The 15934-nt window shown below is 59.3% G+C and carries 17 protein-coding genes and 1 tRNA gene; 4 read left to right on the top strand and 14 right to left on the bottom strand.

Annotated features, from left to right (window positions below; genetic code table 11):
• Positions 1 to 2 precede the first annotated feature (2 nt).
• The 6 genes from iscA to trmJ form a co-directional block, all read right to left on the bottom strand.
• Positions 3 to 326: an iron-sulfur cluster assembly protein IscA gene (gene iscA / locus FW796_RS06375; RefSeq protein ID WP_007929524.1), complete on the bottom strand. Its 324-nt coding sequence runs from the start codon at positions 324 to 326 to the stop codon at positions 3 to 5.
• 42 nt (positions 327 to 368) lie between these two features.
• On the bottom strand, positions 369 to 755 hold the full coding sequence (gene iscU / locus FW796_RS06370; RefSeq protein WP_007929523.1) for a Fe-S cluster assembly scaffold IscU: 387 nt from the start codon (positions 753 to 755) through the stop codon (positions 369 to 371).
• 96 nt (positions 756 to 851) lie between these two features.
• On the bottom strand, positions 852 to 2066 hold the full coding sequence (locus FW796_RS06365; RefSeq protein WP_123328769.1) for an IscS subfamily cysteine desulfurase: 1215 nt from the start codon (positions 2064 to 2066) through the stop codon (positions 852 to 854).
• A 50-nt stretch (positions 2067 to 2116) separates the two neighbouring features.
• Entirely contained in the window at positions 2117 to 2608 is a 492-nt protein-coding gene (gene iscR / locus FW796_RS06360) for a Fe-S cluster assembly transcriptional regulator IscR (protein ID WP_011063217.1), read from the bottom strand.
• Positions 2609 to 2845: 237 nt separating this feature from the next.
• Positions 2846 to 3622, bottom strand: coding sequence for a serine O-acetyltransferase (gene cysE / locus FW796_RS06355; protein ID WP_346633954.1), 777 nt, complete (start codon positions 3620 to 3622; stop codon positions 2846 to 2848).
• Positions 3622 to 4395: a tRNA (cytosine(32)/uridine(32)-2'-O)-methyltransferase TrmJ gene (gene trmJ, locus FW796_RS06350; RefSeq protein ID WP_123724706.1), complete on the bottom strand. Its 774-nt coding sequence runs from the start codon at positions 4393 to 4395 to the stop codon at positions 3622 to 3624. The genes cysE and trmJ overlap by 1 nt, the downstream gene beginning before the upstream one ends.
• A gap of 246 nt (positions 4396 to 4641) precedes the next feature.
• Between trmJ and suhB the strand changes: the two genes are divergently transcribed.
• On the top strand, positions 4642 to 5457 hold the full coding sequence (gene suhB / locus FW796_RS06345) for a type III secretion system regulator SuhB (RefSeq protein WP_011063220.1): 816 nt from the start codon (positions 4642 to 4644) through the stop codon (positions 5455 to 5457).
• A gap of 132 nt (positions 5458 to 5589) precedes the next feature.
• Here the strand turns inward: suhB and FW796_RS06340 are convergent, their stop codons facing one another.
• The 6 genes from FW796_RS06340 to queA all read right to left on the bottom strand — a co-directional run bounded on the left by FW796_RS06340 (position 5590) and on the right by queA (position 11702).
• A complete protein-coding gene (locus FW796_RS06340; RefSeq protein WP_102880808.1) occupies positions 5590 to 6144 on the bottom strand; it encodes a glycine zipper 2TM domain-containing protein in 555 nt (184 codons plus the stop codon).
• A 122-nt stretch (positions 6145 to 6266) separates the two neighbouring features.
• The gene (secF, locus tag FW796_RS06335; RefSeq protein ID WP_041119737.1) at positions 6267 to 7181 is read right to left on the bottom strand and encodes a protein translocase subunit SecF; all 915 of its coding nucleotides are present in this window, start codon (positions 7179 to 7181) and stop codon (positions 6267 to 6269) included.
• Between the two features lie 9 nt (positions 7182 to 7190).
• Positions 7191 to 9059, bottom strand: coding sequence for a protein translocase subunit SecD (gene secD / locus FW796_RS06330; RefSeq protein WP_346633953.1), 1869 nt, complete (start codon positions 9057 to 9059; stop codon positions 7191 to 7193).
• 62 nt (positions 9060 to 9121) lie between these two features.
• Entirely contained in the window at positions 9122 to 9460 is a 339-nt protein-coding gene (gene yajC, locus FW796_RS06325; protein ID WP_015636884.1) for a preprotein translocase subunit YajC, read from the bottom strand.
• A gap of 47 nt (positions 9461 to 9507) precedes the next feature.
• Positions 9508 to 10623 carry a tRNA guanosine(34) transglycosylase Tgt gene (gene tgt / locus FW796_RS06320; RefSeq protein ID WP_161799191.1) on the bottom strand — a complete coding sequence of 372 codons (1116 nt, stop codon included), beginning with the start codon at positions 10621 to 10623 and terminating at the stop codon, positions 9508 to 9510.
• Positions 10624 to 10637: 14 nt separating this feature from the next.
• Positions 10638 to 11702, bottom strand: coding sequence for a tRNA preQ1(34) S-adenosylmethionine ribosyltransferase-isomerase QueA (queA, locus tag FW796_RS06315; protein WP_102860388.1), 1065 nt, complete (start codon positions 11700 to 11702; stop codon positions 10638 to 10640).
• A gap of 108 nt (positions 11703 to 11810) precedes the next feature.
• Here queA and FW796_RS06310 point away from each other — a divergent pair.
• Positions 11811 to 11895 (top strand) — tRNA-Leu (locus FW796_RS06310).
• An 87-nt stretch (positions 11896 to 11982) separates the two neighbouring features.
• Here FW796_RS06310 and FW796_RS06305 read toward each other — a convergent pair.
• Positions 11983 to 12450, bottom strand: a complete 468-nt coding sequence (locus FW796_RS06305; RefSeq protein WP_446439153.1) for a hypothetical protein — start codon at positions 12448 to 12450, stop codon at positions 11983 to 11985.
• A 103-nt stretch (positions 12451 to 12553) separates the two neighbouring features.
• A complete protein-coding gene (locus tag FW796_RS06300; protein WP_346633944.1) occupies positions 12554 to 13438 on the bottom strand; it encodes a LysR substrate-binding domain-containing protein in 885 nt (294 codons plus the stop codon).
• A 104-nt stretch (positions 13439 to 13542) separates the two neighbouring features.
• On the opposite strand from FW796_RS06300, the gene FW796_RS06295 reads away from it, so the two are divergent.
• The gene (locus FW796_RS06295) at positions 13543 to 14787 is read left to right on the top strand and encodes an MFS transporter (RefSeq protein ID WP_346633943.1); all 1245 of its coding nucleotides are present in this window, start codon (positions 13543 to 13545) and stop codon (positions 14785 to 14787) included.
• 141 nt (positions 14788 to 14928) lie between these two features.
• The gene (locus FW796_RS06290) at positions 14929 to 15930 is read left to right on the top strand and encodes a taurine catabolism dioxygenase TauD (RefSeq protein ID WP_446439152.1); all 1002 of its coding nucleotides are present in this window, start codon (positions 14929 to 14931) and stop codon (positions 15928 to 15930) included.
• The last annotated feature ends 4 nt before the right edge of the window (positions 15931 to 15934 follow it).

Below are 15934 nucleotides of genomic sequence, written 5' to 3'. Positions count from 1 at the left end.
CCTCAGATGTTGAAGCTTTCGCCGCAGCCACATTCACCGCGCACGTTGGGGTTGTTGAACTTGAAGCCTTCGTTCAACCCTTCCTTGACGAAATCAAGCTCGGTGCCGTCCAGATAGGTCAGGCTTTTCGGGTCGATAATCACTTTCTCGCCGTGACTTTCGAACACCTGATCGTCCTCGCCGATCTCGTCGACGAACTCCAGCACATAGGCAAGGCCGGAACAGCCTGTGGTGCGAACACCCAGACGAATCCCATCACCCTTGCCGCGCCCATTGAGGGAGCGTCGCACGTGTTGAGCAGCCGCTTCTGTCATGCTGATAGCCATCGTGACTCCTTACTTGTCGCCAAATCTGTGAAAGCCGATCGATCAGATCAGGCCTTTCTTCTGCTTGTAGTCGCGAACGGCGGCCTTGATGGCGTCTTCGGCGAGAACCGAGCAGTGGATCTTCACTGGAGGCAGGGCCAGCTCTTCAGCCAGCTGGGTGTTCTTGATGGTTTCGGCCTCATCCAGCGTCTTGCCCTTCATCCACTCAGTGGCCAGGGAGCTGGAAGCAATGGCGGAACCGCAGCCATAAGTCTTGAACTTGGCGTCTTCGATGATGCCCTGCTCATTGACCTTGATCTGCAGGCGCATCACGTCGCCGCAGGCAGGAGCGCCGACCATGCCGGTGCCGACATCCGGATCTTCCGCATTCATCTTGCCGACGTTGCGCGGGTTCTCGTAGTGGTCGATGACCTTTTCGCTGTAAGCCATGATTCTTAATCCTCACTCATCAGAGAGTCGCTCTTGGGGTTCCGTACACCGCCGTTGCCGACACGCTCTACAGAACCCGTTTGCGGCGACTTATATTCAGTGTGCCGCCCACTCGATCTTCGAGATATCGACACCATCTTTGAACATGTCCCACAGCGGCGACAGAGCGCGCAGCTTGGTAACGGCCTCGCAGACTTTCTGCGCGGCATAATCGATTTCTTCTTCGGTGGTGAAACGGCCGAAGGTGAAGCGGATCGAGCTGTGTGCCAGTTCGTCGTTGCGGCCCAGGGCGCGCAGTACGTATGAAGGCTCCAGGGATGCCGAGGTGCAAGCCGAACCGGACGATACTGCCAGGTCCTTGAGGGCCATGATCAGCGACTCGCCTTCAACGTAGTTGAAGCTCAGGTTCAGGTTGTGCGGTACGCGGGCGGTCATGCTGCCGTTGATGTACAGCTCTTCCAAGTGCTCGACCTGCTGGTAGAAACGGTCGCTCAAGGCTTTGATGCGAACGTTCTCGGCAGCCATGTCTTCCTTGGCAACGCGGAAGGCTTCACCCATGCCGACGATCTGGTGAGTGGCCAGGGTGCCGGAACGCATGCCGCGCTCATGACCGCCGCCGTGCATGGTGGCTTCCAGGCGCACACGCGGCTTGCGGCTGACGTACAGCGCGCCAATGCCTTTAGGGCCGTAGGTTTTGTGGGCAGAGAAAGACATCAGGTCGACTTTCAGCGCCTGCAGGTCGATCTCGACCTTGCCGGTGGACTGAGCACCATCAACGTGGAACAGGATGCCTTTGGAACGGGTCAGCTCGCCGATGGCGGCAATGTCGTTCACGGTGCCGATTTCGTTGTTCACGTGCATGATCGACACCAGGATGGTGTCGTCGCGCAGGGCGGCTTCAACCATGGCCGGGGTGATCAGGCCGTCTTCACCGGGCTCGATGTAGGTGACTTCGAAGCCTTCACGCTCAAGTTGGCGCATGGTGTCCAGGACAGCCTTGTGCTCGATCTTCGAGGTGATCAGGTGCTTGCCCTTGGTGTGATAGAAATGCGCGACACCCTTGATTGCCAGGTTGTCGGACTCGGTAGCACCGGAAGTCCAGACGATTTCACGCGGGTCGGCGTTCACCAGGTCAGCCACTTGGCGACGGGCATTTTCCACCGACTCTTCAGCCTTCCAGCCGAACACGTGAGAGCGGGACGCCGGGTTACCGAAGTTTCCGTCGACCAGCAGGCATTCACTCATCTTTTGCGCGACACGCGGATCAACCGGGGTGGTCGCTGAGTAATCAAGGTAAATCGGCAATTTCATGGACTCTCTCCTAAATCAGGCTGGCTGGCGTACCGCTAGCTCTTTGGCTGTCATTCGACGGCGGACGCTTCAATCTTGTCCAGGCGCGGCGCCTTGCCATTACAGCGGCGCTGGTCCTGACGCTGGGCTACTTCTTGTACCTCACGGCGAGTAACAAGATCAGCCAAGCTGATACCGCTCAGAAATTCGTGAATCTGCAGGCTCAAATCGCACCACAGGTGATGGGTCAGGCAGGTGTCGCCGGCATGGCAGTCACCCAGCCCCTGGCATTTGGTTGCATCGACCGATTCGTTCACCGCATCGATCACCTGAGCCACCTGGATCCCCTGCATGTCACGGGACAGCTGGTAGCCGCCACCAGGACCCCGGACGCTGGACACCAGATTACTGCGGCGCAGTTTGGCGAAAAGCTGTTCGAGGTAGGACAGGGAGATGCCTTGGCGCTCAGAGATATCGGCCAGGGAGACCGGGCCATGTTGCGCGTGCAACGCCAGATCAAGCATGGCGGTCACGGCGTATCGGCCTTTAGTAGTCAGTCGCATGGACAAGTACCACGGAGTTTCGGAATGGAGGCGAGTATGCAATACCCGAGTAATCGAGTCAACTATAAGACCAACTACTTTAGTCGGGTTTACCCGCAAAAGAGCGCGCGAATCATAGCAAAGTCTGCGACGTAATGGCACAGCAGGATGGCAGTAACTGACCCACGGGGCGTTTACCGGCCATCGCGACCATTTCGCCAGCGAGCCAGCCCCTGCAAGGAGCCGGCTTGCAGGACTTCAGCCGACCTGGCTGCCGTCCTTGCCCTTGACTTCAGCGAAGTCCTCTTCACGCAATTGGGGCAGATCCTTGGCGCAGTAGTCACTGCCCAGATCCTTCAGCGCGCCGCACATATCCTCCAGGCGACCATCAACTGCCTGTAAGTGATCCAGCAACTGCCCAATCGCCCGAGCCACCGGATCCGGCATGTCCTCGCCGACTCCGTAGGCATCGAAACCGAGCTTTTCCGCCATGGCCTTGCGCTTGGCTGTCTGCTCGTCGCTGGACTTCATGATGATCCGCCCAGGAATGCCCACCACCGTCGCTCCGGCCGGCACCGCCTTGGTCACCACCGCATTGGAACCGACCTTAGCCCCCGCTCCCACAGTGAAGGGCCCCAGCACCTTGGCACCCGCCCCCACCACCACACCGTCTTCCAGGGTCGGATGGCGCTTACCCTTGTTCCAGCTGGTGCCACCCAGGGTCACCCCCTGATAGAGGGTCACGTCATCGCCGATCTCAGCGGTTTCGCCAATGACAATGCCCATGCCATGGTCGATAAAGAAGCGACGGCCGACTTTGGCTCCCGGATGAATTTCGATCCCGGTCAACCAACGACCGAAGTTCGACACCAGCCGGGCCAGCCATTTCCAGCCCATGCCCCACAAGGCACCGGACAAACGATGAATCCAGATCGCGTGCATGCCCGGGTAGCAGGTCAACACCTCGAAGGCATTGCGCGCCGCCGGGTCACGATGGAATACGCTTTGGATATCTTCACGAAGACGCTCGAACATCACTGATCCTTCCGCTTCTGTAGCTCTCCACGGGCCGCTTTCTGGGTTTCCGTGAGAATGCCACGCAATATATTCATTTCCGCCCGACTGACCGAGCTGCGACCGTATAACCGACGCAGGCGCGCCATCAAGTGCCGCGGCTTTTCCGGATCGAGGAAGTCGATGGCCACCAGCGTCTGCTGCAGATGCTCATAGAACCGCTCCAACTCATCCATGGTCGCCAGTTCTTCACTGCGCGGCGAAGCCACTTCATCCTTCTCTACCTTGGTTGGCCGGCCTTGGGCCGCCAGCCAGGACATGCGCACTTCATAAGTCAGCACCTGCACCGCCGTAGCCAGGTTCAGCGAGCTGAACTCCGGATCCGACGGGATATGCACGTGGAAATGACATCGCTGCAGCTCATCATTGGTCAGGCCGGAATCTTCACGACCAAACACCAGGGCGATCTGCGCACCCTGCCCGGCTTCCTCTACCACCTTGAGGCCGGACTCACGCGGATCAAGCAAGGGCCAGGGAATGCGCCGGTCGCGAGCACTGGTGCCAAACACCAGCGTGCAACCCGCCAATGCATCCTCAAGGGTGGCGACCACCTGGGCATTGGCCAGGATATCGGTGGCGCCGGAAGCCCGCGCATCCGCCTCGTGGGACGGAAATACCCGAGGCTCCACCAGCACCAGCCGCGACAAGCCCATGTTCTTCATGGCACGCGCAGCCCCGCCGATATTGCCCGGATGACTGGTATTGACCAGGACGACACGAATGTTCTGCAGCAAGGGATGCGCTCTCGGACACGGTAAGGGGGAGCAAATCTTACAGAACAGGCAAGACTCCCGCCTCAAAAATAACCACCCGAAAGATTCCGACATTCTATAAAGGCGCCCAGCAAGCGACACAAACACTCGCCACCGGAGAACGCCACACAGCGGATCAATGCAATCAAAAGCGAACACCGACCTTCATCTGCAAAAGTTTTCTGCTAGAATGCTCGGCTTTCTTTAACAACCTTAGGTGACCTATCCATGCAGCCAATGCTGAATATCGCGCTGCGCGCCGCCCGCAGCGCCAGTGAATTGATTTTCCGCTCCATCGAGCGCCTGGATACCATCAAGGTCGACGAAAAAGACGCCAAAGACTACGTATCCGAAGTTGATCGCGCTGCCGAGCAGAAGATCATCGACGCGCTACGCAAGGCCTACCCGACCCACGCCATCCTCGGCGAAGAAACCGGCCTGCACGCCGGCAGCGGCGAAGGCGAAGACTACCTGTGGATCATCGACCCACTGGACGGCACCACCAACTTCCTGCGCGGCATCCCGCACTTTGCCGTGAGCATCGCCTGCAAATACCGTGGTCGCCTGGAACACGCTGTGGTCCTGGACCCGGTTCGTCAGGAAGAATTCACCGCCAGTCGTGGCCGTGGCGCCCAGCTGAACGGTCGCCGCCTGCGCGTCAGCGGCCGCACCAGCCTCGACGGCGCCCTGCTGGGCACCGGCTTCCCTTTCCGTGACGACCAGATGGACAACCTGGACAACTACCTGGGCATGTTCCGCGCCCTGGTAGGCCAGACCGCCGGCATCCGTCGCGCCGGTGCTGCAAGCCTGGACCTGGCCTACGTGGCTGCCGGTCGTTTCGACGCCTTCTGGGAATCGGGTCTGTCCGAATGGGACATGGCAGCAGGCGCCCTGCTGATCCAAGAAGCCGGCGGCCTGGTGAGCGACTTCACCGGCGGTCACGACTTCCTGGAAAAAGGCCACGTGGTGGCTGGCAACACCAAATGCTTCAAAGCGGTCCTGACCGCCATCCAGCCGCACCTGCCGGCTTCGCTGAAGCGCTAAACGCCAGCGACAAAAAAGCACCCCGAGGGGTGCTTTTTTTATGTCCGCAAAACCCGACCTGTAGGAGCCGGCTTGCCGGCGAAGGCGATCTCAAAGCCCATTCGCCGGTAAGCCAACCCCTACAAGCGAGGGTTATTGGCCAGGTTGATTCTGGTTCTGACCCAGAATCAGGCGACCCTCTTTATCCACCGGAATCTGATTGCCCGGATCACGATCCATGCGCACCTGGCCTTGCTTGCCGCCCAGGTCGTACTTCACGTCATAACCCACGACCTTCTCACTGATGTCATTGACCGTGTTACAGCGAGTCTGGGTGGTGGTGTAGGTGTCACGCTCCTGCATGCCTTCCTGCACCTTGTTGCCGGCATAGCCACCGCCAACGGCACCCGCCACGGTGGCGATCTTCTTGCCATTACCACCACCAATCATGCTACCCAGCAGACCACCGCCCACCGCACCCGCCACGGTACCCAGGATCTGATGCTCATCCTTGACCGGGCGCTGGCGAGTCACGGCGACGTCCTTGCAGACTTCACGAGGGGTCTTGATCTGTTGTTTGACCGGCTGTACGGCCAGCACTTGCGCATACTCAGGGCCGCTTTTAACCAGGCTGTAGGTGGCAACAGCACCCCCGGCGGTGACACCGACAGCACCCAATACCGCACCAACCAGCAACGACTTGTTCACGTGAACCTCCTGACCATACAAACGGGACTTAGCCCGCGCTTCTCCCAGCGTTGGAGCAATAAAAAAGGCGCGAGTTCAACACTCGCGCCTTTTTAACTGACAGCCGGAAAAGGGCTAGATCCTCACGGACGGTCGTCCACTTCCTTCTCGGTATTGGCCGGAGGAATCAGATCCTCGCTGTTCAGGTTCAGCCAGATCAACACCACGTTGGCGATATAGATCGACGAGTAGGTACCCGCCAACACACCGACAAACAGAGCGATGGAGAAGCCCCACAGGTTGTCGCCGCCGAAGAACAACAGAGCCACGATCGCCAGCAAGGTGGAGATCGAGGTGGCCATGGTGCGCAGCAGGGTCTGGGTGGTCGAGATGTTGATGTTCTCGATCAGACTGGCCTTGCGCAACACACGGAAGTTCTCACGCACCCGGTCGAATACCACGATGGTGTCGTTGAGGGAGTAACCAATGATCGCCAGCACTGCCGCCAGCACCGTCAGGTCGAAGGTGATCTGGAAGAACGAGAGGATACCCACCGTCACGATCACGTCGTGGATCAGCGAAACGATGGCGCCCACCGCGAACTTCCACTGAAAGCGGAAGGCCAGGTAGATCAGGATGCCACCCAGGGCCATGAGCATGCCGAGACCGCCCTGGTCCCGCAGCTCTTCACCCACTTGCGGGCCGACGAACTCGACGCGCTTGACCTGCGCCGGGTTGTCACCGCCAACCTTCTGCAGCGCTTCGGCCACCTGATGACCCAGTTGCGGGTCCTCACCCGGCATCCGCACCAGCAGGTCGGTGGTAGCACCGAAGCTCTGCACGATAGCCTCGTGATAACCGGCATCGTTCAGCTGCGAACGCACCTTCATCACGTCCGCCGGACGCTCGTAGGTCAGCTCGATGAGCGTACCGCCGGTGAAGTCCAGACCGTAGTTCAAGCCTTTGTGGAACCAGCTGAACAATGCCAGGACGGTGAGCAGCACAGTGACGCCGAACGCAACGTTGCGCACGCCCATGAAGTTAATAGTACGTAACATGGCAGCCCCTTAAATCCACAACTTCTTGAAGTCACGACCGCCGAAGATCAGGTTGACCATCGCACGGGTCAGCCAGATGGCCGTGAACATCGAGGTAAAGATCCCGAGGGACATGGTCACCGCAAAGCCTTTGACCGGACCGGTACCCATGGCGAACAGAATGCCACCCACCAGCAAGGTGGTCAGGTTGGAGTCCAGGATCGCGGTGAATGCCCGGCCGAAGCCTTCGTTGATTGCCCGCTGCACAGTCATGCCCGCGGCGATCTCTTCACGTATCCGCGAGAAGATCAGTACGTTGGCGTCCACCGCCATACCCATGGTCAAGACGATACCGGCGATACCCGGCAGGGTCAGCGTTGCCCCCAGCAGAGACATCAGGGCCAGCAGCAGCACCATGTTCAATGCCAGTGCCACAGTGGCGATGACACCGAAGAAACGGTAGATGGCGATGATGAACAGCGACACGAACAGCATGCCCCACAGCGACGCATCGATACCCTTGGTGATGTTGTCAGCACCCAGGCTTGGACCGATTGTGCGCTCTTCGGCGAAGTACATCGGAGCCGCCAGACCACCGGCACGCAGCAGCAGCGCCAGCTCGGAAGATTCGCCCTGGCCGTTCAGGCCAGTGATCCGGAACTGGCTGCCCAGCGGCGACTGAATGGTCGCCAGGCTGATGATCTTCTTCTCTTCCTTGAAGGTCTGCACCGGCACGTCTTTCTCAACACCGTTCACCACTTGCTTGGTGTAGGTGGTGGTCGGCTTCTGCTCGATGAAGATCACCGCCATGCTGCGACCGACGTTGGTGCGGGTCGAACGGTTCATCAGCTCGCCACCGTGACCATCAAGCTTGATGTTCACCTGTGGACGGCCGTGTTCATCGTAACCGGCCTGGGCATCGGTCACCTGGTCACCCGTGATGATCAGGCCGCGCTCGATCTGCGCGGGAGGACGGTTGCCCTCACGGAATTCGAAAGACTCGGAAGTCGCCTTGGAAGCACCCGGCTCGGCGGCCAGACGGAATTCCAGGTTGGCGGTCTTGCCCAGGATCCGCTTGGCTTCAGCAGTGTCCTGCACGCCCGGCAGCTCAACCACGATACGGTTGGCACCCTGACGCTGAACCAGAGGCTCGGCCACACCCAGCTCGTTGACCCGGTTACGCACGGTGGTCAAGTTCTGCTTGATGGAGTATTCGCGGATTTCCGCCAGCTTGGCCGGGGTCATCGCCAGACGCAGCACCGGTTGGCCATTGAGGTCGGCCGGTACGATATCGAAATCGTTGAAGTTCTTGCGGATCAGCGAACGAGCCTGTTCACGGCTGTCTTCATCGCTGAAGCCCAGCTGGATGGCGCCGTTGAGCTGCGGCAGGCTGCGATAGCGCAGACGCTCTTTGCGCAGCAGGCTCTTGACGTCGCCTTCATAGACTTTCAGGCGGGCGTCGAGGGCTTTGTCCATGTCCACTTCCAGCAGGAAGTGCACACCACCGGACAAGTCCAGACCCAGTTTCATCGGGTGCGCACCGAGGTTGCGCAGCCATTGCGGGGTGGTTTGCGCCAGGTTCAACGCCACCACATAGTCATCGCCCAGCGCCTTGCGCACTACATCCTTGGCCGGAAGCTGGTCTTCCTTGTTGATCAAGCGCAGCAGGCCGCCCTTGCCGTTGGCAGCAATGGAAGAAGCCTTGACGTTGATACCGGCGTCGGTGAGCGCTTTGCTCGCACGATCCAGATCCGCCTGAGTGACCTGCAACGCAGTGCTCGCACCGCTGACCTGAATGGCCGGATCATCAGGGTATAGATTGGGAGCGGAATAAATAAAACCGATCGCCAGCACCGCCAGGATCAGTAGGTACTTCCACAGAGGATATTTGTTCAGCATCACGCCGCCCGTTTATGACGCGGGGCGCCTTGCGCGCCCCGTCGATTGGTAAAAGATGAAACTTAGATGGCTTTCAGCGTGCCTTTTGGCAGCGTGGCAGCGATCGCGCCCTTCTGGAACTTCAGTTCAACGGAGTCCGACACTTCCAGAACCACGAAGTCGTCGGTCACCTTGTTGATCTTGCCGGCGATACCGCCAGTGGTCACAACTTCGTCGCCTTTCTGCAGGCTGCCCAGCAGGTTTTTCTGCTCTTTGGCGCGCTTGGCCTGTGGACGCCAGATCATCAGATAGAAGATGGCCAGGAAACCGATCAGGAAAATCCACTCGAAACCAGTGCCAGCAGGACCGGCAGCGGCAGGTGCAGCGGCGTCCGCATACGCGGCAGGGATCAAAAAGCTCATTTAACACTCCGATAATTGCAAAATTAGTGGCTTAACGTCTTTAGAACTTATTCTAAAGGCGGCACGGGCAACCCGCGTTTGGCATAGAAGGAATCGACAAAGGCGGCCAATGTACCTTGTTGAATAGCCTCGCGCAAACCAGCCATAAGACGCTGGTAATGGCGCAAATTATGGATGGTATTGAGCATACTCCCGAGCATTTCCCCGCACTTGTCCAAGTGATGCAGATAAGCACGGGAGAAGTTCTGACAGGTGTAGCAATCACAAGTTGGGTCCAGCGGCGAATCATCATGGCGATGGAACGCGTTACGGATTTTCAGCACGCCTGTATCGATGAACAGATGCCCATTGCGGGCATTGCGGGTTGGCATCACGCAATCGAACATGTCCACACCGCGGCGCACACCCTCAACCAGATCTTCCGGCTTGCCAACTCCCATAAGGTAACGAGGTTTGTCGGCAGGCATCTGGCCCGGCAGGTAGTCCAGGACCTTGATCATTTCATGCTTGGGCTCGCCCACCGACAGGCCGCCGATGGCCAGGCCGTCGAAGCCGATCTTGTCCAGGCCTTCCAGGGAACGCATGCGCAGGTCCTGGTGCATGCCGCCCTGGACGATACCGAACAGCGCCGCCGTGTTGTCGCCATGGGCGTTCTTGGAACGCTGGGCCCAGCGCAGGGACAGCTCCATGGAAATCCGCGCCACGTCTTCATCGGCCGGATACGGGGTGCACTCGTCGAAGATCATCACGATGTCCGAACCCAGGTCGCGCTGCACTTGCATCGACTCTTCCGGGCCCATGAACACCTTGGCACCGTCCACCGGCGAGGCGAAGGTCACGCCCTCTTCCTTGATCTTGCGCATGGCGCCCAGGCTGAACACCTGGAAACCGCCGGAGTCGGTGAGGATCGGGCCGTTCCACTGCATGAAGTCATGCAGGTCACCGTGAGCCTTGATCACCTCGGTGCCCGGGCGCAGCCACAGGTGGAACGTGTTGCCGAGGATGATCTCGGCGCCGGTGGCGACGATATCCCGCGGCAGCATGCCCTTGACCGTGCCGTAGGTGCCCACCGGCATGAAGGCCGGGGTTTCCACCGTACCGCGGGGGAAGGTCAGGCGACCGCGACGAGCCTTGCCATCAGTGGCCAGGAGCTCGAAGGACATACGACAGGTGCGACTCATACAGTTTCCTCGGGGGCCAGATCCTTGGGAGCGGTTGGCGCGGGATTACGGGTGATGAACATCGCATCACCGTAGCTGAAAAAGCGGTATCCATTTTCCACCGCGGCGCGATAGGCGGCCATGGTCTCGGGATAACCGGCGAACGCCGAAACCAGCATCAACAGCGTGGATTCCGGCAGATGGAAGTTGGTCACCAGGGCATCGACCACATGGAACGGCCGGCCCGGGTAGATAAAGATATCGGTGTCGCCGCTGAACGGCTTGAGCACGCCATCGCGCGCGGCACTTTCCAGGGAACGCACACTGGTGGTGCCCACCGCCACCACCCGACCACCGCGAGCACGGCATGCGGCAACCGCATCCACCACGTCCTGGCCGACTTCCAGCCACTCGTGATGCATATGGTGATCTTCGATGCGCTCGACCCGCACCGGCTGGAAAGTGCCGGCGCCGACATGCAGGGTCACGAACGCTGTCTCCACGCCCTTGGCAGCAATGGCCTCCAGCAGCGGCTGGTCGAAATGCAGCCCCGCCGTGGGCGCCGCAACAGCCCCCAGACGCTGGGCGTACACGGTCTGATAACGCTCACGGTCCGCGCCCTCATCCGGGCGGTCTATATAAGGAGGCAACGGCATGTGCCCGACCCGATCCAGCAGCGGCAGCACCTCCTCGGCGAAGCCCAGCTCGAACAGCGTGTCGTGGCGCGCCAGCATCTCGGCCTCGCCACCGCCGTCGATCAGGATCTTCGACCCAGGCTTGGGCGACTTGCTGGAGCGCACATGGGCCAGCACCCGATGGCTGTCCAGCACCCGCTCGATGAGGATCTCCAGCTTGCCGCCGGAGGCCTTCTGGCCAAACAGACGGGCCGGAATCACCCGGGTATTGTTGAACACCATCAGATCGCCCGGACGCAAATGCTCCAGCAGATCGGTGAATTGACGGTGGGCCAAGGCGCCGGTTGGCCCATCCAGGGTCAACAGACGGCTGCCGCGACGCTCGGCCAAAGGATGGCGGGCGATCAGCGAATCAGGAAGCTCGAAGGTAAAGTCAGCAACGCGCATGATGGGGTTCGTCTAGCAGGGCCGGAAAGTTTAGCGGAATAACTAAAAATTGACCACGAAAGCCGATTGACCAACGGTAACCGCCTCTCTATACTTCGCCGCCATTGAGCCCTGATGGCGGAATTGGTAGACGCGGCGGATTCAAAATCCGTTTTCGCAAGAAGTGGGAGTTCGAGTCTCCCTCGGGGCACCAAGTACATATCTCAAGATGCCGCTCAATGCATCTTGAACCCAAAAAAACCGGCCACTTGAGCCGGTTTTTTTGTGCCTGTCCGAATCCTCATTCGATCTGAATCGCCCCCTTGGTTCCAGCATCGCTATCCATCCAGACGTCTTCATTCTTCAGGCGTCGATCACCTTGAATGGTGAACAGCAGCGTGCCCTGGCGAAATTGCAGGGCGCCATCCGTGCGTTTGGCTTTGACCTCTTTGCCGTTCACCCACACATGCTCTTTGGCATCGATACGAATGGTGGCCACTGTCGCGCCAGTAGCGCTTTTGGCCGTCCACTGTCCGGCGTAGGGGGTCTGTTCCTTGGCGCTGTCAGCAGCGGCGGCGGGTGTGTAAGGGTCGGCAAATCCGGCCTGGGCGTTTTCCGCCTTGCTCTTGTGGATGTCGCACCCCTGAAGCTCGGTCATCTGGGTACAGCCCGACTGCTCAAGCTGCTGGCGATACTTTTCATTGATGGCGTGGGCCGGTGACTGGGTAAACAGCAAAACAACCAGTGCCGGCCAAACGAACTTGTTCATCGTGCGCTCTCTGCTGATCGAATCTCTGTACTCAACAATAGCCCCGCTGCAAACCCTTGCTCCGCGATATCCGCTCGGCAAGGCCGCGCTCAAAGCATCCCCGTCAGTAAACGATCTCACTGCGGATGGCCTGTATCACGATGTTCGATAGCCGTTCGGTCAGCGGGTCTGGGGTTGCCTCTCGGCGATGCAGCGTGAGGGCGATTGAGGGCAAGGCTGGCAAGCCGCGGTCGCCGGCCTGCAGAAGCTCGGTGCCTGGTTGCAGGCCCAGGGCCGTGCGGATGGTGTAGCCCAAGCCGGCTTCGGTTGCCGCGGATAGGCCATTGAGGCTGGAGCTGGTGAACGACAGCAACCAGGGAATCCCGTCACGGTTGAGGGCTTCAGTGGCCATCGAGTGAAATGGACAAGGCGCGTCGAACGCAATGATCGGCAACGGCGTTCCCGACTCGACGCGCCAGTCGAGGTATTGATGCGATGAGCCGATCCACTGCATGGGCAGGTCCGCCACCACTTCCTGATACCCGGTGGTCCGCTCTGCCCCCCAAGCCACGGCGAGATCCAGGGAGCCGTTTTCGATGCGGCTGAGCAGATCGCCATTGCGCGCGATGCGGGCTTCGACCCGAACATCCGGATGGGCCCTGGCGAAGCGGCCCAACACCGTGGGCAGGAAGCTGCCCAGGTCTTCCTGAAGCCCCAGGCGCACCCAGCCTTTGAGCTTGAGCTCGGACACCGCGGTGATGGTTTCATCGTTGAGGCTTAAGAGCCGCCGGGAGTAGTTCAGTAGCACTTCCCCGGTGTCCGTCAGTGCCAGCCTGCGGCCGGCCTTCTTGAACAAGGGCGAACCCGCCTGGGCTTCGAGTTTCTTCAACTGGGCGCTGATGGCCGATGTCGAACGAGCGAGCTTTTGCGCCGCCTTGGCAAAACTGCCCAATTCAACCCCTGTGACGAAACTGCGCATGACATCCAAATCGAAATTTACTGGTCTCATGACAATCCTGTTTTTTGGGACTAACACGCAAAATTATTTGATATTCGAGACGATACTCCCATGAGAGTCTTTTGACCCACAACTATTTAACTAGTGGGATTCTTATGCCTGTAGATAACGGTCACCGTTGGAAAGTGCTCGGCGTCGGCGTTGCGGCCAACGCCAGCTTTTCCAGTGTGGTGGGGGGACTGCCCGCTACAGCGGTCTATATGCGCGCCACCTATCAGCTGGACAACGCCGAGCTGGGGCTGGTCCTGGGGGTGCTCGGACTGGGCATCGCCATCAGCGAGATTCCGTGGGGGCTGCTCACCGATCGCTGGGGGGATCGTCCGGTTCTGTTGACCGGGCTTCTGACCTCCGGCATCGCCTTGCTGATCCTGGCCATGCTGGCCTTTTATGCCCCCACGGTGGTCCTGCTGGCGGCGGGGCTGTTCACCGTGGGCCTGCTGGGCAGCAGCGTCAACGGCGCCAGCGGCCGGGCCATCATGGCCTGGTTCAAGGAAGGCGAGCGAGGGCTGGCCATGAGCATTCGGCAGACCGCTGTACCCGGGGGCTATGCCTTGGGCGCGGTGGTGTTGCCCTACCTGGCTCATACCTACGGTTTTATCGAAGTATTCACGGCGTCCGCCCTGTTCTGCCTGGTGGCCGCCCTGTTTGCCTGGTTATGGCTGTATGAGCCGGACTTCTCCAGCAGCGCAGCAAAAAAACAGAGCCTGGAGAGCAGCAACAGCCCATTGAAAGACCCGAGAATCTGGCGAATCGTCTTGGCCATCGGCCTGCTCTGCGCCCCGCAATTTGCCATCCTCACCTATGCGGCGGTGTTCTTTCATGACTTTGGCAACATCAACATCACCCTGGTTTCCGCGACCTTGGCGGTGATCCAGATTGGCGCAATCGTCAGCAGGATCTGGAGCGGACGCTGGACCGACAAAAACAAAAACCGCCGCAGCTACCTTAAAGCCTGCGCCTGGTTGAGCACCCTGACCTTTGTGGCCTTGAGCGCAACGGTATCGGCCGCCAGCTTCTATGGCATCAGCCAGACCCCGCTGGCCAGTGCCCTGATCATCGGTGTGATGGTCATCGCCGGGATCAGCGTGTCCGCCTGGCACGGTGTTGCCTACACCGAACTGGCCACACTGGCCGGCGCCAGTCGGGCCGGTACAGCCTTGGCCATGGGCAATACCTGCGTGTTTGTGGTGCTGTTCGCGACCCCCATCGCCGCGTCCGCGCTCATGACTCACTTCTCCTGGAGCCTGGTGTGGCTGGCAGCCGCCTTTTGTGCCCTGTTGACCGTACCGCTGTTTCCGCGCGTTGAAAAAAACTATGCGCTGGAACTTGGCTCGGCTTGAAGTTGCTCCTTTACAAACGTGTCACAACTAAAGCGCGTGCTGCATAACTTGAAGAGCGGCACGCGTCGCACTCTGACTTACATACGCTAACAACCTAACCACTCGATTAACTAGTCCGATCTTATTCCATGGAGGAAACCAATGATCCCGCTATTTATTTTTGAAGCCGGTGAAAAGGCGCAACTACTGAGTCTTCTTGAACACGTCCAGCTATCGCCCTACAAGAACTACAGCGACTTTTCAGAAGAAATACGAGAGCTGCATTCCCAGGTTCCACAGCGTTTTGTAAAGGCCTGCCAAACCATCAGCAATGAACGAGCCCGTCACCAGCAAAAGATCCACGTTATACGTAACTGCCCTATGGACAAGGTGATCCCCGAGTTGGACCCCGACGATCCAGTCAGTGACAAACACCTGAAAAAGAACAAGTTCATCAGCGAAGCCTTTCTCGAACTGTTCGCCCAACTGACAGGCACTCCGCTGCTGTCCTACGAAACCAGAAACCAGGGTGACTTCTTTACCGATGTCATCGCGATCAAGAAATACAGCGGGCAGCTCACCGGGTTCAGCGACAGCGAGCTGGTGTTTCACAACGACCGCACAGCACACAAAGTCCGGGCCGACTACATCACCCTGCTGGGCATGCGCTGCCCCGATGATGACCTGATCTACACCGGCTACATCGACGGCGCGGACATCGTCAGCAACCTCGAGCCCAAGCACATCGCCTGCTTGCGCGAGCCACACTTCTATACGGTTTTCGATGTCTTCTCACGGGACATGAACAAACAACTGAGCACCTCCGAGAAACACCCGATCCTGAGTAACGCTCACTCCATTCGCTTCCTTGACACCATGACCTGTGTCGCTGAAGAAGCGCCGCTCGAAGCACGGGATGCCTTCATTGCCTTCAAAAGTGCGATGACCCGCTCTCAATGCAAGCGCCACCGCATTCTCACCGGCGACCTGCTGACGTTCGCCAATCAGGATGGCCTGCATAACCGGGAAAAGATCGACATCCTCAATCCTGACAGTGCCGCTGCGCGCTGGCTGTTGAAGACCTATGCCTTCAAGGACTCCCGCACTGCCGAAAGTTACGAAGCGTACTGGGCCAATAACCGGGCCGGCTGCGTCATCGACTAAGTTC

This window comes from Pseudomonas sp. 910_21 (genome assembly GCF_052850735.1).
This window is presented reverse-complemented; position numbering and strand designations above follow the sequence as displayed.

Coding starts and splice junctions, on each gene's coding strand:
- iscA (WP_007929524.1), bottom strand. CDS start 326: ATGGCTATCAGCATGACAGAAGCGGCTGCTCAACACGTGCGACGCTCC.
- iscU (WP_007929523.1), bottom strand. CDS start 755: ATGGCTTACAGCGAAAAGGTCATCGACCACTACGAGAACCCGCGCAAC.
- FW796_RS06365 (WP_123328769.1), bottom strand. CDS start 2,066: ATGAAATTGCCGATTTACCTTGATTACTCAGCGACCACCCCGGTTGAT.
- iscR (WP_011063217.1), bottom strand. CDS start 2,608: ATGCGACTGACTACTAAAGGCCGATACGCCGTGACCGCCATGCTTGAT.
- cysE (WP_346633954.1), bottom strand. CDS start 3,622: ATGTTCGAGCGTCTTCGTGAAGATATCCAAAGCGTATTCCATCGTGAC.
- suhB (WP_011063220.1), top strand. CDS start 4,642: ATGCAGCCAATGCTGAATATCGCGCTGCGCGCCGCCCGCAGCGCCAGT.
- secF (WP_041119737.1), bottom strand. CDS start 7,181: ATGTTACGTACTATTAACTTCATGGGCGTGCGCAACGTTGCGTTCGGC.
- secD (WP_346633953.1), bottom strand. CDS start 9,059: ATGCTGAACAAATATCCTCTGTGGAAGTACCTACTGATCCTGGCGGTG.
- yajC (WP_015636884.1), bottom strand. CDS start 9,460: ATGAGCTTTTTGATCCCTGCCGCGTATGCGGACGCCGCTGCACCTGCC.
- tgt (WP_161799191.1), bottom strand. CDS start 10,623: ATGTCCTTCGAGCTCCTGGCCACTGATGGCAAGGCTCGTCGCGGTCGC.
- queA (WP_102860388.1), bottom strand. CDS start 11,702: ATGCGCGTTGCTGACTTTACCTTCGAGCTTCCTGATTCGCTGATCGCC.
- FW796_RS06305 (WP_446439153.1), bottom strand. CDS start 12,450: ATGAACAAGTTCGTTTGGCCGGCACTGGTTGTTTTGCTGTTTACCCAG.
- FW796_RS06300 (WP_346633944.1), bottom strand. CDS start 13,438: ATGAGACCAGTAAATTTCGATTTGGATGTCATGCGCAGTTTCGTCACA.
- FW796_RS06295 (WP_346633943.1), top strand. CDS start 13,543: ATGCCTGTAGATAACGGTCACCGTTGGAAAGTGCTCGGCGTCGGCGTT.
- FW796_RS06290 (WP_446439152.1), top strand. CDS start 14,929: ATGATCCCGCTATTTATTTTTGAAGCCGGTGAAAAGGCGCAACTACTG.